This is a genomic window from Arthrobacter sp. zg-Y40 (genome assembly GCF_020731535.1).
Taxonomy (GTDB): domain Bacteria; phylum Actinomycetota; class Actinomycetes; order Actinomycetales; family Micrococcaceae; genus Arthrobacter_B.
The window spans coordinates 609,204-631,345 of sequence record NZ_JAJFZS010000008.1 but is presented as its reverse complement, the minus strand read 5'-3'; the positions used below and the strand labels follow the sequence as shown (position 1 = coordinate 631,345).

Sequence of the window (22,142 nt, the reverse complement as noted above, 5' to 3'; positions counted from 1 at the left end):
AGGGCATTTCCCGGAGTACAAAGGTGGAAAGAGCCCATATGAACGCAGCGTAAAGAAGCGCGGCGAGGACCAGGGCGAGCGTTCCGTTTCGACTGGGCACCCGCCGAGTCCAGCGCAGGGACGCGGCCCTGTCAATGCGTGAATGCCGGTACTACCGGCGCCGGGTCCGGGACGAGCCCTGCTGCTCCTCCGCCGAGGCAGGTTCCTTCTCCTCAAGCGGGTCCGGATCCAGGAAGGCCACGGTGAGCACCGCGGCAGTTTCGCGGATCTGCCATTCCCGGGCGCCCAGTTCGCGCAGCGCCGCGCTGACGGTCTCCAGGTTGATTTCGGCCGGTGGCCGCCAGGCCAGCCGGCGCAGGTGGTCCGGAGTCAGAAGGTTCTCCAGTGGCAGGTTCAGCTTCTCCGCCAGTGCGGTCAGGCGTGGTTTGGCGGTCTGCAGCCGGGCGGCCGCCGCGGGATCGTTCTTGGCCCAGACGCGCGGGGGCGGCGGTGCATGCGTGGGGATGTGCAGTGGGGGCAGATCCTCGGTGGAACGCGCAGCGGAAATGCAGCGCAGCCAGCGCGGCGCTTCCTTCTGCGCTGCCCGGCCGTGGAAGCCGGGGGTCTTGAGCAGCTGCGGCACGGTGGTGGGCATGGCCCGGGCGGCGGCAACAATGGCGGAATCCGGGATCAGGCGGCCCGGTGCGGTGTCCCGCAGCTCGGCCAGGTGCTCGCGTTCGGTCCACAGTTCGCGGACAGCCGCCAGCTGGCGTCGGTCGCGCAGCTGGTGCATGCCGGATGTGCGGCGCCACGGATCAACACGCGGCGGTGCCGGCGGTGCCGTGCGGATGGCTTCGAACTCTTCCTCAGCCAGTTCGAGCTTGCCGGCTTCCTTCAGCACCCGGATGAGTTCGATGCGCAGCTCGGCGAGGACTTCGACGTCGAGCGCCGCGTAGCGCAGCCACGGTTCGGGCAGCGGACGCGTGGACCAGTCCGCTGCAGAGTGCTCCTTGGCCAGCGAGAAACCAAGCAGGTTTTCGATGACGGCGGCAAGGCCCACCCGCGGCAGGCCGGCCAGGCGCGCAGCGAGTTCGGTGTCGAAAAGCCGATCCGGCCACATGCCCAGGGCGGAGAGGCAGGGCAGGTCCTGGGCGGCGGCGTGCAGGATCCACTCGACGCCGCGCAGGGCGTCGTTGATGATGCGCAGGTCGCCGAAGGCTTCGGGATCAATCAGCCAGGTGCCCGCACCTTCACGGCGGATCTGGACCAGCATGGCCCGCTGGCCGTAGCGGAAACCAGATGCTCGTTCGGCGTCGACGCCGGCAGGCCCGGTACCGGCGGCCAGTGCCGCGGCAGCCCGTTCCAGGCCGCGCTGGGAGTCGATGACCAGGGGCACCCCGTCCCTCGGTGTTTCCAGGACCGGAACCGGCTGCGGCTCCGGCGGTTCACCCGTTTCGACAGGTGCGGTGCTGGACGGGTTTTCGGTGCTGCCGGGTATGTGCGCGGTCATAAGGATTCCATTCTACCGAGGAAGGCGGCGGCCGCGGACAGCAGCGGCGGGCCGGCAGCTAGCTGCGGCGCCGGCAGCTAACTGCGGCGCCGGCCGGGGAGCGGAGTGACGCCGTCGGGCAGCGGCGGCAGTCCCGCGAAGGTGCACACCATGTCGGACCAGGCCTCCAGGTGGGACTGCACGTTTGCGTCGGCCGGGGTCCAGGAGGCCCGGAGTTCAATGTCGATCGAGTCGTCGCGGCCTTCCAGCGTCCCGTAGCTCTCGGACAGCACGCGGGTGGCTGTTCCGCCGGCCATGGAATAGCGGGCGCCGTGCTGTTCCAATGCCTCGACCAGCCAGGTCCAGGCCACTGAGCCCAGGAGCTGGTCATTGCCCATGTCCGGTTCCAGCTCGGCCCGGATGTACGTGACGATACGGAAAGTGCCGTTCCAGACCGGGGAACCGGCCGGATCGTGCAGCAGGATGAACCGGCCCGTGGCCAGTTCCAGCTGCTCGGGTATCTGCAGGGCAGCGGGGCCGTGCAGGCTGGTGGGTCCGGCGGGGCCGGGGGCCAGCACTTCGGCGCCGAGGGAAACAGCGTACGGGGCCAGGCGGGTGGGTGCCGGGATCTCCTCGAGCTTCAGCTCCGCCCGGCACGCGGCCCGGCGCATGGCGCCGAGGGCCGTCAGGAAATCCGGGGGCACCTGGGACAGGTCACCTATTGCACTCACCTCCGCAGACTATGGCCTGCGGAACACTGCGGCCGGGGCAGGCTCGCCGGTGTGGCCGTTTCGTTACCTCCCGTCCAGCCGCGCGGGGCGGCCGGACGGCAGGTAACCGGGGGTCAGTGCGCGGCCAGCGGTGCCGGGTCGGCGGCGACTTCGCGGGCGATTGCTTCGGCAAACGCATCGATATCGGCTTCGGATGTGTCGAAGGTGCACATCCAGCGCACCTCGCCGGTGGACTGGTCCCAGTCGTAGAAGCGGAAGTCACCGCGCAGGCGGTCGGCGACGCCGGCCGGCAGCTTTGCGAACACCGCGTTGGACTGCGTGGGCTGGGTGATTTCCACGCCGTCGATCTTCTCCACGGCGGCGCGCAGCCGCTGTGCCATCGCGTTGGCGTGCGAGGCGGAGCGGAGCCACAGGTCCGTGCCGTACAGGGTCACGAACTGTGCGGAAATGAACCGCATCTTGGAGGCCAGCTGCATGTTCATCTTGCGCAGGTAGTCCAGCCCGGGGGAGGCCTCGGGGTCGAAGGTGATGATGCATTCGCCGTACATCATGCCGTTTTTGGTGCCGCCCAGGGACAGGATGTCCACTCCGGCGTCGGCGGTCATTTCCTTGAAGGAGACACCCAGGCTGGCGGCGGCGTTGCCCAGCCGGGCGCCGTCCATGTGCAGCTTCATGCCGCGGGCGTGGATGTGGTCGGCGATGGCGGCGATTTCCTCCACCGTGTACAGGGTGCCGAGCTCGGTGGACTGGGTGATGGACACGGCCAGCGGCTGGGCGCGGTGCTCATCGCCCCAGCCCCACGCTTCACGGTCAATCAGGTCGGGGGTGAGCTTGCCGTCCCCGGTGGGGATACCCAGCAGCTTCATGCCGCCGATCCGCTCGGGGGCGCCGTTTTCGTCTACGTTGATGTGCGCCGTCGTCGGGCAGATCACCGCGCCCCAGCGCGGCAGCAGGGACTGCAGGGCGGTGACGTTGGCGCCGGTGCCGTTGAAGACGGGGAAGGCGCGGATGCGGCTGCCGAACTGGTCCGTAAGGACCTCACGTAGCCGTGCGGTGTAAACGTCTTCACCGTAGGCCACCTGGTGGCCCTGGTTGGCGGCGGTCAGTGCGGCCAGGATTTCCGGATGGACACCGGAGTAGTTGTCGGAGGCGAAGGCCCGGATGGTGGTGTCGTGCAGGGGGAGAATGTCAGTCACGGTTCCTAGTATCTCTTACGTTGCAGTTGTGCAGGTCACTTTCCGGAAGGACCGTTGGACAGCAGGATCCGCTGTCCGTTGATTTCGGCGGCGTCCTGCTCGAAGAGCCGGACGGCGGCGGCGGCCAGGTCCCGGACATCGGTGTATCCGGGGAACTTCCGCTCCGGTGCCGCCGCGCGCTGCGCATCATCCACCAGTGCCTTGACCACGAATACGACGGCGGCAGAGTGCTGGGGCGCCGGATGCTCCTTGTTCCCGGCCTGGGCCTGCGTGAAGCCCTGCGCAATGGCCCGTACCCAGGCTTCGGCAGCGGCCTTGGCGGCGGCATAGCCGGCCCCGGCTGCAGTGGGGGAGTCCACTGCAGTGGAGGACACAATGGCCAGCCGGCCGTCCGGGGAGGCTTCCAGCTGGTCGTAGAAGCTCCGGCTGACGTTGCGCAGGGTCCGCAGGATGTTGGTTTCCAGGAAGTCCCAGTCCTGCTCTGCCTGCGTGCCGATGCCGGTGCCGGCGCGCCAGCCGCCCACCAGGTGGATCAGTCCGTCGATCCCGCCGTAGGTTTCCTGCATGTCGCTGGCCAGGGCGGCGACCTCCTCGGCGTCGTCGAGGTTGCAGGTGCGCAGATCGGCGTCGTAGAGGCGGAAGAGGGTGTTTTCCAGCCGGGCGGCGTCTCGCCCCACGGCCACCACCTTGGCCCCGGCGGCGTTCAGGGCCTCGCATACCGCGGTGCCCGACGCGCTCCCGGCACCGGCCACCAGGACCGTCCGGCCTTTCAGGGCGTTGGAGTCTTCTGCTGGCGCGGTGCCGGGTTCAGTGTTCATCCGGGGAGGTCTCCTGAGGTGCCGGTGATCCCGGCGGTGGATTCGATCACCGGGGCCATCTTCTTGGACAGGGCTTCATAGAACATGGACAGCGGGAACTCGTCGTCGAGCACCTGGTCGGTCAGCCCGCGCGGCGGGCCGTCCAGCGGCAGCGCCTGCGGACCCTGCGCCCAGACCGACGCCGGGTTCGGCGTCAGCGTTCCTGCCACCAGATCGTACGCCGCCAGCCAGTGCGCCGTCTTGGGCCGGTCGATGGATCGCCAGTACAGTTCCTCGATTTGGGCACCGAGCCGGACGACGACGTCGGCGGTTTCTTCCCAGTCGATGCTCAGCTTGCCGTCGGTCCAGTGCAGCACGTGGTTCTGGTGCATCCAGGCGAAGAGCAGCTGGCCGCCCAGTCCGTCATAGTTGCGCACCCTGCTGCCGGTGATGGCGAAGCGGAAGATGCGGTCAAAGATGACGGCGTACTGGACCAGCCGGGCGTGCCGGCGGGTTTCCTCCGGTGCGTCCTCGTTGCGCTGGATTTTCACTGCTTCTCGGAAGGCGGTGAGGTCGCAGCGCAGTTCCTCCAGGGAGTAGAGGAAGTAGGGCATGCGCTGCTTGATCATGAACGGATCAAAGGGCAGGTCCCCGCGCATGTGGGTGCGGTCGTGGATGAGGTCCCACATGATGAAGGTTTCCTCGGTGAGCAACTGGTCCTGCAGGAGTTCGGCGGCCTCGGCAGGCAGCTGCAGCGAGGTGATGTCCGCTGCGGCGGCGAGCACCTTGCGGAAGCGGGCAGCCTCCCGGTCCGCGAAGATGGCGCCCCAGGTGAAGGCCGGGGTTTCCCGCACGGCCACGGTTTCCGGGAAGAGCACCGCGGAGTTGGTGTCGTAGCCGGGGGTGAAGTCCAGGAAACGGATCGGGACGAACAAGCCGTTCGAGTATTCGCCCGCCTCGAGCTCGGCGACGAACTCAGGCCAGATGACCTCGATCAGCACGGCTTCCACCAGGCGGTTGGAGCTGCCGTTCTGCGTGTACATGGGGAACACGACCAGGTGGGACAGGCCGTCGGTGCGGTACTGCTGCGGGGCGAAGGCTATCAGCGAATCGAGGAAGTCGGGTTCGGTTTCCAGGCCGGCAGCTACCCAGCGCTCGAAGTCGGCCACGACCAGGCGCAGGTACTCGGCGTCGTGCGCGAAGGCCGGGGCCAGTGCGTCAACGGCGGCGGTGATGGTGCCGATGAGCTCGGCCGCGGCGGCGTGGTGTTCCGACTCGATGGAGCCGTTCTTGTTCTGCAGCGGCTGCAGGTCCGTGGCGGCCTGCTTCAGTGCATGCCAGGCATCCGTGTCGGCCGGGTTGGAGCCTGCCGCCGGTACGGCGGCGATGTCCGGGCGGGACAGGGAGGAGAAAACGGGGGAGGACATAGCTGGGACCTTCCGGGAAGGAGCCGTCCCGTTGAGACCGGGTGGCAGCTGGACTAGATAGCCGACAGCATACTCACGAATTCCTAACGCTTACCTGAACCAGGAGCACTGATTAGCAAGACTTATGCATGGTCGGATGTGTCCGGGGTCACACCCGCAGTTTTGCTTCTGTTCAGCTCCCCGGCAAGTTGGCGCTATCTATCCTCAGTAGGCATCTCGGGGATGGCGCTTTCCATTCGTTCGGGCGTCCAATATTCCAGCGCCGCCTCGCCGGGTTCTGCCGCATGGACTGTGGAGAGCCCGCAGGGGTCGGGGTCGGCGGGCGTGGCTGGTTCGGCCGTGTCATCGGCGGGTGCGGGTCCTGCGGGCGTGGCTGGTTCGGCCGGCACTGCGCCTGTGCTGCTCGGGCACCCGGCCTGCCGGGCAGGTTGGACCGCCGAGGTGCCCGACGGTGCGGAATTGCCGGCTTCCTCCGATAGTGCCGGCGCGGGGTCGGAAGAGCCTCCGCAACCCATCAGCACAAGCGGGGCGGCCAGAAGAACCGCGCCTGCTGCCCTCGCTTTTCGTGTCATGTGGGCAGGCTAGCCTAGTTGGCTGCGACCGGGGCGCGTGCGTCGCAGCTTTCGTACAGTTGATGCTGCCTGCGCCTTGTCCGGCCAGCCTGTGCTGTACAGAAGGCACGGGTGCGGAGGCGCGTGGCTCCTAGTAGCCGCGGCTGCTGTTCGGCGATTCGGTGCCGATGACGGTCAGCGAAACTTCGGGGTGGTTCTTCTCCACCCGGCGCAGCGCCCACACATCGTTGAACACGGCGACGTACGCGCCGTCGGTACGCACCAGGACCTCGGCGCCGTGGACGTTGGAGAGGATCTCCGCGGCATCGGCCGTGGTGAGCCGGGCCAGGGAGTAGGAGAGCTGTTCGTAGCGCATGGGGGCGTTGAAGTCCTGCGTCATGCGGTCTTCGACCACCTCGAACTGCATGGGGCCGACGGCGGCCAGTACGGGAGCCTGGTCACCGCGGCGGTCCGAACGCAGCACCTGGATGATGCCCTCGTGTTCGAGCTGGTCGATGCCGCGGCGGAACTGCTTGTACCGGCTGGGGTCCTGGGAGCGGGCCACGCGGAAGTGCTCGGGGGAGAAGAACGGGATGGGCGGGTACTCCACCGGCTCTTCGACGTAGAGGCTGTCGCCCACCCGCAGCGCGGAGGCGTTGACCAGCCCGACGACGTCGCCCGGGTACGCCTGGTCGATCACTTCGCGTTCGCGGCCGAACAGGTGCTGGGCGTACTTGGTGGCGAAGGTCTTGCCGGTGTTGGAGTGCGTCACCACCATGCCGCGTTCAAAAACGCCGGAGCACACGCGGATGAAGGCCACGTGGTCGCGGTGCGCGCGGTTCATGCCGGCCTGGACTTTGAAGACGAAGCCGGAGAAGGGCGCTTCGACGGGGCGCAGGCCGCCGTCCTTGTCTTCGCGGGCCGAGGCTGAGGGGGCCAGGTCCACCAGGGTGTCCAGGATCTGCTTGACGCCGAAGTTCAGCGCGGCGGAGGAGAAGAGGATGGGGGTGGCCTTGGCGTCCAGGAACGCGTCGCGGTCGAACTCGCGGCCGTCGATGACCAGTTCGGCCTCGTCCAGGGAGTCGGTCCAGACATCGCCTTCGCGCTCCAGGGCCTGTGCCGGGGTGAAGTGCTCTTCCTTGGCCAGGGAGGCGCCGGAGTTCTGCCGTTCAAAGTGGACGTATTCGTCCTTCTGCAGGTCCCAGACGCCGCGGAAATCGCCGGCAATGCCCACGGCCCAGGTCAGCGGCATGGGAGCCAGGCCGGTGCGTTCGGTGATCTCGTCCATCAGTGCCAGCGGGTCCAGGCCGGGGCGGTCCCACTTGTTGATCACGGTGATGATGGGCAGGTTCCGGGCACGGCAGACCTCGAACAGTTTCATGGTCTGGGTTTCCAGGCCCTTGGCCGCATCCACGAGCATCACGGCGCAGTCCACGGCGGCGAGCACCCGGTAAGTGTCCTCGGAGAAGTCGGCGTGGCCGGGGGTGTCCAGCAGGTTGATCACGGTGTCGCGGTAGGCGAACTGCAGGGCCGTGGAGCTGATGGAGATGCCGCGGTCCTTTTCCATCTGCATCCAGTCGGAAACCGTCTCGCGGCGGTTTTCCTTACCGTTGGTGGCACCCGCCGTACCAATAACGCGGGCGTGCAGGGCCAGCGCTTCGGTGAGCGTGGACTTGCCGGCGTCGGGGTGGGAGATCACCGCGAAGGTGCGCCGGCGGGCGGACTCCTTGACGATCTCCTTGGTGGCGGTGGCGCTGACGGTGGTGGAAACCTGTTGTGACACTCCGCTGCTTTCAGACTCTGTGGGTTGGAACTGCTGGGGGACTTGTGTCCGCGCCCGACAGTCAGCTGCTCAGAACACAGCTTTCTCATTCTACCCGCCCCGGTCCGGCCGCTCTGACGGGTGTACCGGTGCGGCGCGGCAGCAGGGGAACTGCGGCCAGCAGGCAGGCGGCGCCCATGGCGGCAACCAGAACCTGGTACGGCAGGACGCCGATCAGGATGGCAGCAAGCAGCGACGCGGCAACCTGGGGGAGGTTGGTCATGACCTGGGTGACTGCGGCGGTTCGCCCCTGCATGTCCAGCGGTGTCGCTTCCTGTCGCAGCGTCACGAAGGCGATGACCAGCCAGGAGACACCTGCGCCCACCGCAGCAGCTCCGGCCAGGACCAGCGGCAGAACGGTAAGTGCGGTGGCCAGCACGCCGCCCGCGAGCAGGAGGGCACCGGAAACCATGCACCGGCGCAATCCGAGACGCCGGATCACCCCGCTTGCCGTGAGTCCGCCCAGAATAGCCGTGCCCCCCTGCACGCCCAGCAGCACGCTCAGGAATTCCGGCGGCCGGCCCAACCCCTGTTCCACGGTGGCGAAAACCGTCACGTTGAGGATTCCGGTTGCGCCCATGGCAATTCCCAGGGACAGCAGGGCCCGGCGGAGCAGCGGGTGCCCGCGCAGGAAGGAGATGCCCGCCGTCGTGCTTTTCCAAAACGTCTCGTCCTCCGCCTTGACGTGGACCGTTTCGGCCAGCTTCAAGGTTGCCAGGACCAGTGCGGCCACGATGAAGCACCCGCTGGACAGCAGGACAACGGTGTCCATTCCCCACAATGCAAGCATCCCTGCCCCCACCAGCGGAGAAACAATGCGCAGTCCTTGGTCGATGCTGCTGAGTACGCCGTTTGCGGGGGCCAGGAGGCGGATCTCCAGCAGGTCGCGGAGCAGTCCGGATTGGGCGGCAGCGGTGATGTAGGAGGAAATGGCGTAAATAAAAATCACCGTATAGACCAGCCAAACGCTGCCCGCACCGCGGACCGCCAAAAGTGTCAGGACCACGCCGCCGGCAGCAAGGTTGGTGAGGATGAGCAGCGGCCTGCGCCGGTTCCGGTCTGCCAGCCGCCCGGTGAAGGGTGCCAACAATGCGGGGAGGCCGAGTGCGGCGAACACCAGGCCGGCGGCGGCGTCGCTGCCGGTGAGCTGCTTGACCCAGATAGCCGCTGTCAGGAACAGGACTGAGTCGCCGAAGTTGGAGAAGACCCAGGCCAAGGCCAGCCGGCGGAAGCCCGGCACCCGCAGCACGTCCCGGTTGGTGCCGACGGTCGTTGGGGCAGTGTTCCTTCCTGTCCCGGTGCTCATTCCTGCCCCGGATCGATGTTCAGCACGGAGAACAGGCGCACCGGGACAGCACCTTCGGGGCGTTGCCCGGGATCCTCCCAGCGGCCTTCGAAGCGACGGGTCAGGTTCCATACTTCTTCGCGCAGCTGCCGGATTTCCTCATGCGTGGCGTAGGTACGGGCCTCGTAGACCGTTGAAACGTCCAGATCCTCCGGCGGCAGCCCGGGGGAGCGGTGCAGCCAGTCCTGGATCCGCACGGCCTGCCGTTCCACCTCCAGGGCAGCCATGGCGGAAACGGCATGTGCCGAGCCGGGCTGGCCCGGATCAATGACGTGGGACCGGTGCCGGGAAACCGGCCGCCACGGCTTTTCGCGCCCCGGCTGCTCGACCTGTTCGATGTAACCGTGCCGGGCAAGCATGCGCAGGTGATAGGAGCAGCTGGCCACGGATTCTCCGATGACTGCGGCGCACTGTGTGGCAGTGGCGCTGCCGGCGTCGTCGAGGTAGGCCAGCAGCTCCAGCCGGACCGGATGCGCCAGTGCGCGGATGTGTACCGGGTCCGAGACCACCTGTTCGCCCGGCACGCCGGGTGTTGCCGGGGCTGTGCTGCTTCCCTTGCCAGTGGCGGGCTCGCGGTCTTGTTCCATGGGGTGAGCCTAAATGCTAAAGAAACCTTTAGCAAGGGTTCTTTAGATAGGAATCCGGATCCGTACACTGGGCGGCGCCCAAGGACGCCGCGGATTCGTACCGCTGGTACGGGACGCGCGGCGTCGAAGTCTTCTAATGTGGTGCACGGCACGTACGTGCTCTCACCCGCCTTACAACGACGAAAGGCCCTCCAATCATGGCTGAAGCGTTCATCATCGACGCCGTCCGCACGCCCGTCGGCAAGCGCAACGGGGGACTGAGCAAGATCCACCCGGCCGATCTTGCCGCCCACGTGCTTGCCGAGACGGTCCGCCGCAGCGGCATCGATTCCGAGGAATATGACGAGGTCATCCTGGGCGCCATCGACCAGGTCGGTCCGCAGGCCATGGATATTGCCCGCACTTCCTGGCTGGCGGCCGGGCTGTCGGAGCGGGTTCCGGGCACCACCGTGGAGCGCCAGTGCGGCTCCGGCCAGCAGGCAGTGTCCTACGCGGCGCAGGCCGTGATGAGCGGCACCAGCGACCTGGTGATTGCCGGCGGCGTGCAGAGCATGTCCTCCGTGCCGCTGTCCTTCGCCAACAGTGCCGCCAAGGAACTGGGCTTCCCGAACCCGTTTGCCGGATCGGTCGGCTGGGAGAAGCGCTACGGCAACCAGCAGGTCTCCCAGTTCATCGGCGCAGAGATGATGGTGAAGCAGTGGGGGCTGAGCCGGGAGGAGATGGAGGACTTCGCCGTCGAATCCCATGTGCGTGCCATTGCGGCACAGGCCGAGGGCCGCTTTGACCGGGAGATCCTGCCGATGAACGGCGTTACCGCGGACGAAGGTCCCCGTGACCCGAACCGGGCCAAGATTGCCACCCTGGCACCGCTGGCCGAAGGCGGCTCCCTGACCGCAGCTACCTCGTCCCAAATTTCCGACGCCGCCGCCGTCCTGCTGCTGGCCTCCGAGGATGCAGTCCGCCGCTATGGGCTCAAGCCACGCGCCCGCATCCACTCCATCTCCGCCCGCGGCGATGACCCCATCATGATGCTCAGCGCCCCCATCGAGGCCACCCGGCACGCGCTCAAGCGCACCGGGATGAGTATCGGGGACATCGATCTGTTCGAGATCAACGAAGCCTTCGCCTCCGTGGTGCTGGCCTGGCAGCGGGAGCTCGGGGTGGACATGGCCAAGGTCAACGTCAACGGCGGCGGCATTGCCCTGGGCCATCCGATCGGAGCCACAGGTGCCCGGATCATGACCACCCTGCTGCACGAGCTGGAGCGCACCGGCGGCCGCTACGGGCTGCAGACCATGTGCGAAGGCGGCGGGCAGGCGAACGTCACCATCATCGAGCGGCTGGACGAGGGCTTCCGGCTGTAGGCAGGCTGCGCAGGCGCGGCCCGGTTGGCCGGTGCCGCCGGTTAGACGGCCCCGCCGCTCAGGCGGGGCCGTCCACGGGGTACCCCGAGGCGTAGGCGACCCACTGTCCGGCCCCTGTCTCCGGGCACTGCTCGAGCATGGCTCGTTCAGTGACCTGGTAGTCCGCCGGTGCCTGCCGATACATCACCTTCACCAGGTCGATGTCCCGGTCCACGCGTCCGTCCTTCCACAGCACGTCATAGCGGAAGGCCCGGACCGGCCGGCGCCGCCACAGTGAAGGACGCATATACGCGGTGGCGCGGAAGGCTAAGGGAATGGGGTCGCGGTCATTGGCTGGCACGGCACCATGCTTACACAGGTGGTCCGCCGGCCGGGCGCCGCCCGCCGGTCCGCCGTCCAAACCGCAGATCCAGCAGGAACACTGCCGCTGCTCCGGCAACATACGCCGGCAGGTCCCAGGCGTTGAACGTGGTGCCCAGCACCAGGCGCAGCGGCGGCCACTGCGCACCCCACCGGGCAGGGTACGGGGTGAGCTGGAACAGCTCGATCAGCATGCAGACCACGACGGCGGCGCCCGCCAGCCGCCAACGCCGCGCCCCGGGCAGGAGAAAGGCCAGCAGCAGGTACATCAGCGCTGCATACAGGATGCCGCCGGACGCGTCGCCCAGCAGTCCCGGCAACCCGGTGCGGGCAAACAGGCCCAGCGCCAGGACAACGACGGCGGCGCAGGCCACGGCGGCGCGGCGGCGGGAAGTCCGCGGCGGGATGTTCGGGTGCGGGGTGCTCGGGTCTATGGGGACGGCGCGGGAGGTTCGGGATACCCGGGGGCCGGTGGATGAAGTGTCGATGCCGTCACAGTACCCAAAGATTTCCGTCCAAAGATGAGCCCGTCCGGGACCGCGCCCTCATCGAAAAGGCAAAAATTACCGGTTATCCGGCGAAAAACGGTAATTTTTGCTTTCTCGATCGAGGCAACGGCTATTTGTGCCTTTTCGGCTCACATGAGTCCGGCGGCCCAGCGCAGCCGCAGGCTTTCCTCCAGTTCCTGCTCCGCGATCCGCCGTTCAATGGCGGTCAGCTGTTCCTCCAGCCGCGGAATCCACCGGTTCTCCACGGCGCGCTGCCGGGTGCGCGTGGCGGCCAGTTCCTCCGAGACCAGCAGCAGCGCCCGCTGGCTCGCGGCCGCGGCTACGGCAGCTTCCAACGCAGTCCGGTGTGCCGCCGCAGCGTAGGCCAATGCGGAGCTGCCCCCGGCCGGCGGCGCCGCAGGAACCGTGCAGGACGCATCTTCGGGATAGGAAATACCCATCGCCCCGCCCCAGCGGACCGTGGCCAGCGCGGTGTCCGACGGCGCTGCCTCCGCCAGACGGTCAGCCCCGTCCAGCGCCGTGGTCCGCCGCAGCCACACGGCAGCTTCCCGGGCCAGTTCCTCCCAGGCCAGCCGCTCGGCGTCGGCCCTTTCCGCCAGCCCGTCGATGGAACGCTGCAGGATGCGCTGCTTGCGGTCCAGCAGTTCCGCACCGCGCCGGGCGGTGGCCAGCCGGCGCTGAACTTCGGCACGCTCTGCCCGGCTTCCCCCGGACCGGAACCCGCTCACGGCTGCACGCCGCTCACGGCTGCGCCCCGCTCACAACCGGGCCCCGTCCACGGCCCCGGGCAGGTACCGGTCCAGGAACTCGCCGGAAAGCATGGTCAGTTCCCGCCGGGGCAGCAGGGACAGTGCCTGCCAGGCCAGATCCAGGGTCTGCTCCAAGGTGCGCAACTCGTCGCGGCCCTGGTGGAGCAGTTCCTTTTCCACCACGGAGCGGAACTCTATGTAGGCCTTGTCGGTCTCACTCAGTGCGGCCGCTCCCACCAGTTCAGCGAGCTCGGACGCGGACCGGGCCCGGGCCATCGCGGACAGGACCTGCGCGGCCACGTCGAGGTGGTCCTCCCGGGTCCGGCCTTTACCCGCACCGCTGCGCATGAGCCGGGACAGTGAGGAGAGCACATCCACGGGCGGGTAGATCCCGCGGGCGTCGATGTCGCCGTCGAGCACTATCTGCCCCTCGGTGATGTAGCCGGTAAGGTCCGGCACCGGGTGGGTGATGTCTCCGGCGGGCATGGTCAGCACCGGAACAATGGTGACCGAGCCTTCCCGTCCCCGCACCCGGCCGCAGCGTTCGTACAGGGTGGCCAGGTCGCTGTAGAGGTAGCCCGGGTACCCGCGCCGGGCCGGGATTTCCCGCCGGGCAGCGGAGACCTCGCGGACCGCCTCCGCATAGCTGGTCATGTCCGACATCACCACCAGCACGTCGGCGCCGTCGTCGTAGGCCAGCGACTCGGCAAGGGTCAGTGCAATCCGGGGCGTGAGGATGCGTTCAATCACCGGATCGTCGGCGGCGTTGAGCAGCAGCACCAGTTCTCCGGCGGACGAACGTTCCTCCAGCCGGTCCCGGATGTAGGCGATGTCTGCGTGCGTCATGCCCATCGCGGCGAACACCACCCGGAAGGCACGGCCGGAGGAGGTGGTGGCCTGCGCGGCGATCTGCGTGGCCAGGGTCAGGTGCGGCAGCCCCGGGATGGAGAAGATAGGCAGCTTCTGCCCGCGGACCAGGGTGGTGAGGGCATCCACCACGGAGACCCCGGTGATCACCGGATCCTGCGGCGGTTCCCGGTAGACGGGGTTCAGCGGCCAGCCGCCGACAGGAGAGGAATGCTCAGCGGTCACCGGAGGGCCGCCGTCGAGCGGTTCCCCGCGGCCGTTGCAGACCCGGCCCAGCCAGTCCGTGCCCACCGGCACCGCGAGGGGCCGGCCCTGGAAGCGGACTTCCACCCCGCCCAGGGACATGCCCTCGGTGCCCTCCAAGACCTGCAGAGTGGTCTCGTCGCCGTCGATCTCCAGGACCAGGGCATGGCGCTCGGCCCCGCCGTCCACCGAAACGTTGGCGAACTCGTCCCAGCCCACGCCCTGGGTGTCCCCAAGGACCAGCAAGGGGCCGCGTAGCTCGCGCACGTCGCTGTGGCCCAGCCGAGCCGCGTGGCTGCTCTCGTTAGCCATGGGCGTCTCCCGCCGTTGGTTGGGGTTCCGGCGCCGGTTCCGGCGCCGGGGACGGTGCGGAGGCGGGCACGGCGTCCGCGGGGGAGGCCGGGGCCTGCTCCAGGTCCGCCGCCAACTGCCGGACAAACGCCCGGCCCCGCTGCTGCACGCCTTCGGCGTCCGTGGGACCGGTGTCCTCCCGCAGCCGCAGCACCGGGGTGAAGTCATAACGGTCGACGTCGGCCGGCGGCACTCCGCGTCCCACCAGCGTCTGGCAGGTGTCCACCACGTCCAGGACTGTTTGCAGCAGGGCGGCCCCCTTGGCTTCGGAGCTGTAGCCGTCATTGGGGCTCAGCGCGTTCTGTAGCAGCACTCCGTCGCGCAGCAGGCGCCCGCCCAGCAGCACCATCTGCTCGTGTCCGGGCAGGGAACCGGCCCCGATAATCTCGGCCAGCGCGGTCAGCCGGTCCGCTTCGGCCAGGAGCAGGGAAGCCTGCGCCCGCCGCTGCGCCCACTGCGGGTCCCCGTGGGCGGAGCACCAGCGGCCCAGCGACTCGGCGTCGCGGGAGAAGGAGCCGCGCCAGCTGACCGCGGGATAGTGCCGGGAGTAGGCCAGGTCCCGGTCCAGCAGCCACAGGGACCGGACAAAGCGCTGGGTGCCGGTGGTGACCGGTTCGCTCATGTCCCCGCCGGGAGGGGAGACCGCGCCGATCACGGTGACCGACGCCGTCGCCCCGCCCAGGGTGCGTACCCGGGCGGCCCGCTCGTAGAAGGCGGCGAGCTCACTGGCCAGGGACGCGGGGTAGCCTTCCTCGGCGGGCAGGTCCCCGTTGCGGTTGGCGAACTCGCGCAGGGCTTCGGCCCAGCGGGAGGTGGAGTCGGCAATCACCACCGCGTCGTAGCCCATGTCGCGGAAGAACTCGGCCACGGTCACGCCGGTGGCAATGGAAGCTTCCCGGGCCATCATGGGCATATTGGAGGTGTTGGCAATGATGACGGTCCGGTCAATGAGTTTGCCGCCGGTCCGCGGGTCATCGAGCCCGGAGAGCCCGTCCAGCACGTCGGCCATCTCGTTGCCGCGCTCGCCGCAGCCCACATAGACAATCACATCTGCGTCGGACCACTTGGCAATCTGCTGCAGGGTCAGGGTCTTGCCCGTGCCGAACCCGCCGGGCACCGCGGCTGCTGATCCGCGGGGCAGGGGGAAGAGCAGGTCAAGGACCCGTTGGCCGGTCTGCAGCGGCACCACGTCGGTGATGCGCTCGCCGAAGGGACGCGGGGTGTGCACCGGCCACCGCTGGGCCAGCGGCACCTCCACCGTGCCGATCCGGGCCACGGCTTCCAGCGGGCGGACCTTCCCCTCGGCCAGCCAAGTCACTTCCCCGGACACGGCAGGGGGTGCCAGCACCCGGAATTCCACCGTTCCGGCCTCGGGCACGGTGCCCAGCACCTGCCCGCCGGTCACGGTCTCGCCCACGGCCACCGACGGCGCGAACTCCCACTGTGTGTCCAGCACCGCCGGATCCTCGGCCGAGCCCTGCCGCTGCTGGGTCAGCCAGAGCGGGGCCGAGGAAAGCGGGCGCAGCAGCCCGTCAAAGACCGTGCCCAGCAGGCCCGGTCCCAGCAGCCCGGCGAGCTGGTGTCCGGTGCGCACCGCGGGGTCGCCGGCTTTCAGCCCGCCGGTGTATTCGTAGGCCTGCAGGGTGGCTTCGTCACCGTTGATGGATACGGCCTGGGCGGCAATGCCGTCCGGACCGATGTTGACCACCTCGAGCATGGACAGGCCGGGGAGTCCGCTGATTTCCACCAGCGGTCCGCTGACCCGGGTGATCCGGCCGCTGTCCGCCGGACGGGAAGCGCCGGCGGCCGGCACCGGAGCGGCCGGCCCGGGTGTTGCCGCCTCCGTTGTTAACGCTTCCGATGCAGCCGGCTTCCTTACCCGTCGTCCCATAACCTGCGCACCTCCCCGGCGTGGTCATCCATGGCCTGCAGGGCCAGAGCGGGCAGCGACAGGTCCAGGCGCCTGGAACCGGCGCTGCCGGTCACGCCGCCCTTGTAGCTCTCCGTCACAGAGGCCATCGGTCCCAGCAGCCGGTCCGCCTCGGCGGTGAGCCTGCGGAGGATTTGCGGATAGCGCGGGTCCCGGCGGAGTTCACGGGCCTGCTCCAGCACCTGTGCCTGCAGGAGGGAGCGCAGGTGTTCCTGCTCGGCCAGCACGGTCCGGCGTGCCTGCCGCCGGGCCCGGGCGGAGGACGCTGCCGCCTCGGCGCGTGCGGCCTCGGCCCCGTCCCGCCGTGCCGCGGCCAGGATGCCGTCAGCTTCCGCCTGTGCCCGGGACATGGTGTCCGTTGCCTGCTGCCGCGCCGCCGCGATTGTCCGGGCTGCGGCAGTATCCGCGTCCTGCGCCAGCGCCTGCCGCACTGGTGCCAGGGCGGCGTCTGCCCCCTGCAGCAGCCGGCTCATGAGGGCAGCACCATGGTCAGCGGGGACAGGGGATTCTCCCGTTCGACGACGAGGTGCCCGGCGGCGTCGGGGGTCAGCAGCACCACCGCCACGGAGTCCGGCAGCCGGAACCAAGCCGCACGTACGTCTGCCGCACCGGCGGCGGGATAGAGCAGTGCGCCGGCTAGCCGGTAGCCCTGCAGCAGGGCGGCACTACCCAGCGCGGCCACGGTGCCCTCGCGGCGGCTCATGCCTGCCCGATGAGGATGATCGAGATGATCAGCCCGTAAATGGCGATGCCTTCGGCAAGGCCCACCACCACCATGGCCCGGCCGAAAATTTCCGGCCGCTCACTCATGGCCGCCAGCGCCGCGGACCCGGTGTAGGCCACCGCAATGGCCGCGCCGATGGAGGATCCGGCCACGGCAATGGCCGCTCCCAGCAGGGCGGCGCCGCTGCTGTCGCTGCCGTCCGTGGCCGCCGCGACGGCGGTGGCGGCAGCTCCGCCGTCGCCCGCTGTGGCCGGGACGGCGTTCAGGGCGGCGACGAGCAGTGCCAAGGCTCCGCCCATCAGCACGGCGTTGAAGCCGAGCAGGGCGCGGACGCCGGCCCGGCGGCGGCGGCGGCGCATGAGTACGACGGCGCCAATGGTAATCACTACGGTTAGGACAAGGACCAGCGGAAGGCTGGCAAACCAGGGATTCACGGCAGGTGCCTTTCAGCAGGGGCGAGGGACGGGCTCCAGGGCCGGAAGCGGCGGCCTTCTTCGGAGAAAACACGCGAGAACAGTTCGTAGTACTCCAGCCGCAGTGCCTGGATTCCGGCCACCAGTCCCTCCAGGGCGAACGTGAGCACGTTGCCGAGTACGAACATCAGAATGGCCGGGATGATCCGCCAACCCGGTTCCCAGATAGCGGTGGTGGCCTGCCACACGACCATCATCAGCGCGGCGTGGGTGAGGCCGAAGGCCGCCAGCCGGGTGAAGGAGACCAGGTTCGACGCCAGCTGGACCACGGTATCCACCAGCTCCACCGTGGCCTGCAGCCCGCCCGTGGCCCCGCCGCCCGATTCGGCGAACAGTCCGATGAAGATAAAAACCAGGGCGACCAGGGCCGCGACGCCGGCAAACACCAGGATCACCCCGCTGCCGGCCAGCAGCCCCCAGGCCACCAGCCCGATCGCGGCGAACAGCAGTGCGCCGGCCAACCCTGAGCGGGCGTACAAGGCATAACCCCAGCCGCCCTCCCGCACCCGGTTGATGGTGCCCAAGGCGTAGGAGCCGGCCAGCAGCACCGCACCCAGGACCAGTGCGGCGACGATCAGCGGAATAGGTTCCTCCAGGGGTTCCAGCCAGAGCACCGGCAGCACGCCGGTGGGGCCGAAGAACTCCCCGTACAGGACCCCGAAGAACACCGCCATCACGCCGGCGCCGGTGATGAACAGCCAGGTGCGCCGGTAGCGCTCCAGCCAGGGCACGTTCAGGAACCGGATCAGCAGCCCGGCAATCACCAGCAGCAGGCCCTGCCCGGCGTCGCCGAACATCATCCCGAACATCACCACGTACGCCACCCCCGCGATGCGGGCCGGATCCAGATCGGCGTACGGGACGGTGGTGTAGGTGTCCACCAGCAGGCGCTGCAACGGCGGGACTTTGCGCGGCGTGCCGGTGCCGGTGAGCTGGGTAGGCGGCTGCACACCGCGCGGGTGGCGCAGCGGGACGGCGGCGGCGCCGTGCGGTTCCAGTGCAGTGCGCAGTTCCGGCAGCTGCCGGGTGGGGGACCAGCCCACCAGGGCGGCCACCGGTCCGTGCACAACGGCGGCCTCCGCGGCCCGGTCCAGTTCCTCCGGACCGTCGCCGGGTTCGTAGGGGAGGTCCAGTTCGACGGCGCCGCTGGCCGCCACCTCGGTGAGCGCGGCACCCTGGGACTCCAGCGGCCAGACCAGGGCAATGCGCTCCATCCGCAGGGGGCTGAGGGTTTCACGCCACGGCATCAAGCACCTCGCTTCCGCCGGTTCCGGCAGCCGCGGCGGCCAGGGCGGCCCGGACGCGCCAGGCATCGGCTGCCAGTACGGCCATGGCGCCCAGCACCACATCGGGTCCGGGCAGGCCGGCCCGGAGCAGGCCGAATCCGTCGGTTTCCACCTGCGCGGCCAGCTGCGCTTCGGCCCGCCAGAGGCCCTGCGGGTCCTGTGTGGCGCTTAGGGCCCGTCCGGCGGCCGGGCTCAGGGACACCGCGAGTTCGGGCAGCGAGGCGGCATCAGTCCATCCGGTGCCCAGCAAGGGCCGCAGCAGGGAGACCAGCCGGTCCGGGGGGCGGGTCCGGTCCACCAGGAGCAGCCGGGCGGCCAGCAGGACTGCGGCGGACACCGCCCACGGCCGGGCACCTGCGGCGGCGCCGGCCAGCCGGCGCAGCCACACGGCGGTGAGGATGTCCGGGAGCTGGGCTGCCGTCCCGGGGTCGCCCCAGGGGCTGGCGGCCAGCATGGCGTGCAGTGTTTCGGGGGATTCGGCGGTGCGCAGCCGGGGCCAGGCCGTAGCCAGACCGCCCAGATCGTAGAGCGGAGCAGGCGCCATGTCGGTTCCCGCGGGCAAAGTGCCGGTGTGCAGGGCAGCAGCCAGGGCAATGATGTTGTCCGCTTCGAAGCGGGCGGCGGCGGCCCGGATCAGCGGGGTTCCGCCGGCGGGAAGCCAGCCGGCCAGGACGCGCAGCTGCCACAGGACGGTGCGTCGGGTGGCGTGCTGGGCGTCGCCCAGGGAGCGGGCTGCGGTGAGGTCGGGGCCGTACACAGAGTCGGCCAGTGCCTCGGCGGCGGTGGGAAGACTGGCCATCGCGGCAACTTCCCGGCAGGTACCGGCACCGACCCGGCGCTGGGCCATGGACCGTGCCCGGACGGAGGCCGCCACCCAGTCCGCGCGCATTAGCTGCTGTCCGTTCCGCGCCCGAGCAAATCCGAGACGAGGTCGGCCACAATCGCGCCGGCCAGTTCGGGTATCCGGGATTCGCCCCGGCGGCGCAGCTCGGCTGCCTGTTCGCGGGCCCGGCCGAGCATGTCTTCGTCTGCCCGGGCAGCGTCGGCGGAAACCCGGGCGGCGGCGTCGGCCCGCACCGCTGCACTGTCCATGTGCGCCTGCTCCACCAGGGTCGCGGCCTGGAGACGGGCGGCAGCCACGGTGGATCCGGCGTCGGCTTCGGCCTTGGCCGTCAACTGCTGCCCGGCCGCGATGGCGGAGTCCAGGGCCTCGAAGACGGGAATCAGTTCAGCGGCCGGTCCCTGGTCATCGACGGCCGGAACTCCGGCGGGCCCGGCCGGACCGGGTGCACCTACGGGGCGGAAACGGTCCAGCAGGCTGTTGCGTGCCATGCGGCACCTCCCTGAGCGGAGGATGGGTGGACTGCTCGGGCGGGCTAGTCTCCGGTGGCCTCGGCCTCGGAGTCCTCTCCGTGCCGGACTATGTCGCCCTCGGTGAAGAGGATCCCTTGGGCTATTTCACGCCACAGGGGAGTGCGGCGGAGCAGGAACTCCAGTTCCATGCTGAAGTGCTTGAACTCTTCGCCGAGGGAATCAAGCATGATGGCCCGGGACTGGGCGTCGGGTTCAACGGCCATCCGCTGCACGTACCAGCCAATGGCTTCGGCTTCTTCACTTAGGCTGGCGCACATGCGGGTAAAGGTGCGGGTTTCCGCGGGAAGTTCAGACGGCGGCTCATGGTACTGATCTGTGCCCATTTGCATCTCCTCAGGACCGGTGGTTCCGCACCCTCTGAGCGGTGAGCGGAACGTTTCCCCCGTCCATCGAGGTTACGTTTGGGTCCGGCCGGAAACAATGGTCGGGCGGGTTCAGCGGCCCAACCGGGCGTAGGCGCCTGCAAAGTGGACGAGCGGGTCCGCCTCGTCGTCGGCGGACGCGCGCCGGCCCATGGATACCACTTCGCCCACGATGAGCAGGTGGGTGGCCGCCGTCGTCACCTGCGTGGTGCGTACCTCGAACCAGGCAACGGAGCCCTCAATCACGGCGGCGCCGGTTTCCGGTCCGCGGCCGTAGTCAACCTGGTTGAGCAGCCCCTCCAGGGGCGAGCCGGGGCTGGCGAGCCAGTTGGCGGTGCCGCGCAGCCGTGCCGGCAGCAGGCTCAGGGCCCAGCTGCCGGCATCGACGACGGCCTCTGCGATGCGGGCCTCGGCGTAGAGACTCACCAGCAGGGTGGGCGGGTCGTAGGAGACGGAGAGGAAACCGCTGACGGTGGCGGCATAGTCACGCCCGCGCAGCCGGGTGGAGACCACGCCGACGCCGGAGGCAATGTCCGCGCTCAGCTCCCGGTACCGGTTCGTTGCCTCGTCCGGGATGTCCGGCCCCTTCACGGGGTCGGCCGGGAAAACTCCGTACTCCAACGCCGGTCCTTTACGGTTCGGTGGTGCTGCCGGCGCCGTCGCCCGGTACCAGCTTCACCGAAATGGAGTTGATGCAGAACCGCTGGTCGGTGGGCGTATCAAAGCCTTCGCCCTCGAACAGGTGGCCCATGTGCGAGTCGCAGTTGGCGCAGCGGACCTCAATGCGGTCCATGCCCATGCTGCGGTCGTGCAGGTAACGGACCTTGCCCTCGGCCAGCGGGGCGAAGAAGGACGGCCAGCCGCAGTGCGAATCGAACTTCTCGTTGCTGGTGAACAGGTCGCTGCCGCAGGCCCGGCACTGGTACACGCCGGCGGTCTTGGTGTCCCAGTATTCGCCGGTGTAGGGCCGTTCGGTGCCGGCCTTGCGCAGGACGGCGAATTCCTCGGGGGACAGTTCCTCGCGCCACTGCTCGTCGGACTTTTGCACCGGGATGGTCCCGGCGTTCTCTTCGGTAGTCATATCCGCGTCAACGCTTAAGAGTCGCCAATAAATCCCGAGCCGCTGTACAGGTGCAGTACCGGCACGCCCAGCCGGTCCTGGGCCTCGTTGGCCCAGTCGGTGCGGAAGGTGTCTTCGATGGCGTGCGGGGTGGTGATAACCACCACCTGGTCCGCCTGCGTACGCTTGGCGGTTTCGACGACGGCGGTCACCGGCTCCTCGCCGGTGACCGTGCCGGTGGCTTCCAGGCCGGAGGCCTGCATCAGTTCCAGCGATTCGGCCAGTTCGGTGACGGCGGCTTTCACCTCGTCGGCCTTGGAGGGCCGGTCACCGGTGAGGTTCTTGAACGCGGCGGAGAATTCCAGCAGGCTCAGGTTGTCCAGCACGTCCACCAGCAGGTTCCGGCCCGGATCGGCCGGGACCAGCACCTCAAAGCGGGTGGGGGTATCACCGGCCAGGGCACGCAGGTTTTCAATGTCGCCGGGAACCAGCGATTCTTCGGTCAGCACCACAATTGTCGAGGTCATGGCCACCAGCCTAATATGCCCGCCGCTCCGGCACGGCTC

Annotated in this window: 24 protein-coding genes; 1 reads left to right on the top strand and 23 read right to left on the bottom strand. The window is 68.9% G+C overall.

The genetic code is table 11. The annotated features are described in order from the left end of the window. Positions 1–151: 151 nt before the first annotated feature. The 8 genes from LJ754_RS10410 to LJ754_RS10375 form a co-directional block, all read right to left on the bottom strand. The gene (locus LJ754_RS10410) at positions 152–1,489 is read right to left on the bottom strand and encodes an HRDC domain-containing protein (protein ID WP_227926505.1); all 1,338 of its coding nucleotides are present in this window, start codon (positions 1,487–1,489) and stop codon (positions 152–154) included. A gap of 77 nt (positions 1,490–1,566) precedes the next feature. Next, on the bottom strand, positions 1,567–2,190 hold the full coding sequence (locus LJ754_RS10405; RefSeq protein ID WP_227926602.1) for a DUF3000 domain-containing protein: 624 nt from the start codon (positions 2,188–2,190) through the stop codon (positions 1,567–1,569). A gap of 122 nt (positions 2,191–2,312) precedes the next feature. Continuing rightward, positions 2,313–3,395, bottom strand: a complete 1,083-nt coding sequence (locus tag LJ754_RS10400) for a threonine aldolase family protein (protein ID WP_227910983.1) — start codon at positions 3,393–3,395, stop codon at positions 2,313–2,315. Positions 3,396–3,430: 35 nt separating this feature from the next. Further along, entirely contained in the window at positions 3,431–4,213 is a 783-nt protein-coding gene (locus tag LJ754_RS10395) for an SDR family NAD(P)-dependent oxidoreductase (protein ID WP_227926504.1), read from the bottom strand. Beyond that, positions 4,210–5,619, bottom strand: a complete 1,410-nt coding sequence (locus LJ754_RS10390) for a DUF6421 family protein (protein ID WP_227926503.1) — start codon at positions 5,617–5,619, stop codon at positions 4,210–4,212. Before LJ754_RS10390 ends, LJ754_RS10395 begins: the two co-directional genes overlap by 4 nt. Before the next feature lie 702 nt (positions 5,620–6,321). Next, on the bottom strand, positions 6,322–7,953 hold the full coding sequence (locus LJ754_RS10385) for a peptide chain release factor 3 (protein WP_227926502.1): 1,632 nt from the start codon (positions 7,951–7,953) through the stop codon (positions 6,322–6,324). 85 nt (positions 7,954–8,038) lie between these two features. Beyond that, complete coding sequence (locus tag LJ754_RS10380) at positions 8,039–9,298, bottom strand: MFS transporter (protein ID WP_227926501.1); 1,260 nt, start codon at positions 9,296–9,298, stop codon at positions 8,039–8,041. Beyond that, on the bottom strand, positions 9,295–9,924 hold the full coding sequence (locus LJ754_RS10375) for a winged helix-turn-helix domain-containing protein (RefSeq protein ID WP_227926500.1): 630 nt from the start codon (positions 9,922–9,924) through the stop codon (positions 9,295–9,297). The genes LJ754_RS10380 and LJ754_RS10375 overlap by 4 nt, the downstream gene beginning before the upstream one ends. Before the next feature lie 197 nt (positions 9,925–10,121). Here LJ754_RS10375 and LJ754_RS10370 point away from each other — a divergent pair, with 197 nt between their 5' ends. Next, positions 10,122–11,288 carry an acetyl-CoA C-acetyltransferase gene (locus LJ754_RS10370; RefSeq protein ID WP_227926499.1) on the top strand — a complete coding sequence of 389 codons (1,167 nt, stop codon included), beginning with the start codon at positions 10,122–10,124 and terminating at the stop codon, positions 11,286–11,288. 58 nt (positions 11,289–11,346) lie between these two features. On the opposite strand, the gene LJ754_RS10365 is transcribed toward LJ754_RS10370, so the two are convergent. The 15 genes from LJ754_RS10365 to LJ754_RS10295 all read right to left on the bottom strand — a co-directional run bounded on the left by LJ754_RS10365 (position 11,347) and on the right by LJ754_RS10295 (position 22,103). Continuing rightward, positions 11,347–11,628: a hypothetical protein gene (locus tag LJ754_RS10365; protein WP_227926498.1), complete on the bottom strand. Its 282-nt coding sequence runs from the start codon at positions 11,626–11,628 to the stop codon at positions 11,347–11,349. Between the two features lie 10 nt (positions 11,629–11,638). Beyond that, entirely contained in the window at positions 11,639–12,022 is a 384-nt protein-coding gene (locus LJ754_RS10360) for a ribosomal maturation YjgA family protein (RefSeq protein WP_227926497.1), read from the bottom strand. 263 nt (positions 12,023–12,285) lie between these two features. Continuing rightward, positions 12,286–12,885 (bottom strand): V-type ATP synthase subunit D, encoded by a 600-nt coding sequence (locus tag LJ754_RS10355; protein WP_227926496.1) that lies wholly within the window; start codon positions 12,883–12,885, stop codon positions 12,286–12,288. A gap of 30 nt (positions 12,886–12,915) precedes the next feature. Then, entirely contained in the window at positions 12,916–14,328 is a 1,413-nt protein-coding gene (locus LJ754_RS10350) for a V-type ATP synthase subunit B (RefSeq protein WP_227926495.1), read from the bottom strand. Then, entirely contained in the window at positions 14,321–16,258 is a 1,938-nt protein-coding gene (locus LJ754_RS10345; RefSeq protein WP_227926494.1) for a V-type ATP synthase subunit A, read from the bottom strand. The genes LJ754_RS10350 and LJ754_RS10345 overlap by 8 nt, the downstream gene beginning before the upstream one ends. Beyond that, positions 16,243–16,770: a hypothetical protein gene (locus LJ754_RS10340; RefSeq protein WP_227926493.1), complete on the bottom strand. Its 528-nt coding sequence runs from the start codon at positions 16,768–16,770 to the stop codon at positions 16,243–16,245. Before LJ754_RS10340 ends, LJ754_RS10345 begins: the two co-directional genes overlap by 16 nt. After that, on the bottom strand, positions 16,767–17,000 hold the full coding sequence (locus tag LJ754_RS10335) for a hypothetical protein (protein ID WP_227911002.1): 234 nt from the start codon (positions 16,998–17,000) through the stop codon (positions 16,767–16,769). Before LJ754_RS10335 ends, LJ754_RS10340 begins: the two co-directional genes overlap by 4 nt. After that, positions 16,997–17,455 carry an ATP synthase subunit C gene (locus LJ754_RS10330; RefSeq protein ID WP_227926492.1) on the bottom strand — a complete coding sequence of 153 codons (459 nt, stop codon included), beginning with the start codon at positions 17,453–17,455 and terminating at the stop codon, positions 16,997–16,999. Before LJ754_RS10330 ends, LJ754_RS10335 begins: the two co-directional genes overlap by 4 nt. After that, positions 17,452–18,741 (bottom strand): V-type ATPase 116kDa subunit family protein, encoded by a 1,290-nt coding sequence (locus LJ754_RS10325; RefSeq protein ID WP_227926491.1) that lies wholly within the window; start codon positions 18,739–18,741, stop codon positions 17,452–17,454. Before LJ754_RS10325 ends, LJ754_RS10330 begins: the two co-directional genes overlap by 4 nt. Then, positions 18,728–19,669, bottom strand: a complete 942-nt coding sequence (locus LJ754_RS10320) for a V-type ATPase subunit (protein WP_227926490.1) — start codon at positions 19,667–19,669, stop codon at positions 18,728–18,730. The genes LJ754_RS10325 and LJ754_RS10320 overlap by 14 nt, the downstream gene beginning before the upstream one ends. Then, positions 19,669–20,112 carry a hypothetical protein gene (locus LJ754_RS10315; RefSeq protein ID WP_227926489.1) on the bottom strand — a complete coding sequence of 148 codons (444 nt, stop codon included), beginning with the start codon at positions 20,110–20,112 and terminating at the stop codon, positions 19,669–19,671. The genes LJ754_RS10320 and LJ754_RS10315 overlap by 1 nt, the downstream gene beginning before the upstream one ends. 44 nt (positions 20,113–20,156) lie before the next feature. Next, entirely contained in the window at positions 20,157–20,477 is a 321-nt protein-coding gene (locus tag LJ754_RS10310) for a ferritin family protein (protein WP_227911014.1), read from the bottom strand. Between the two features lie 111 nt (positions 20,478–20,588). Beyond that, positions 20,589–21,137, bottom strand: coding sequence for a flavin reductase family protein (locus LJ754_RS10305; protein ID WP_227911016.1), 549 nt, complete (start codon positions 21,135–21,137; stop codon positions 20,589–20,591). A 10-nt stretch (positions 21,138–21,147) separates the two neighbouring features. After that, complete coding sequence (gene msrB / locus LJ754_RS10300; RefSeq protein WP_227911018.1) at positions 21,148–21,597, bottom strand: peptide-methionine (R)-S-oxide reductase MsrB; 450 nt, start codon at positions 21,595–21,597, stop codon at positions 21,148–21,150. Between the two features lie 14 nt (positions 21,598–21,611). Next, positions 21,612–22,103 (bottom strand): hypothetical protein, encoded by a 492-nt coding sequence (locus LJ754_RS10295; RefSeq protein WP_227911019.1) that lies wholly within the window; start codon positions 22,101–22,103, stop codon positions 21,612–21,614. Positions 22,104–22,142: the final 39 nt, after the last annotated feature.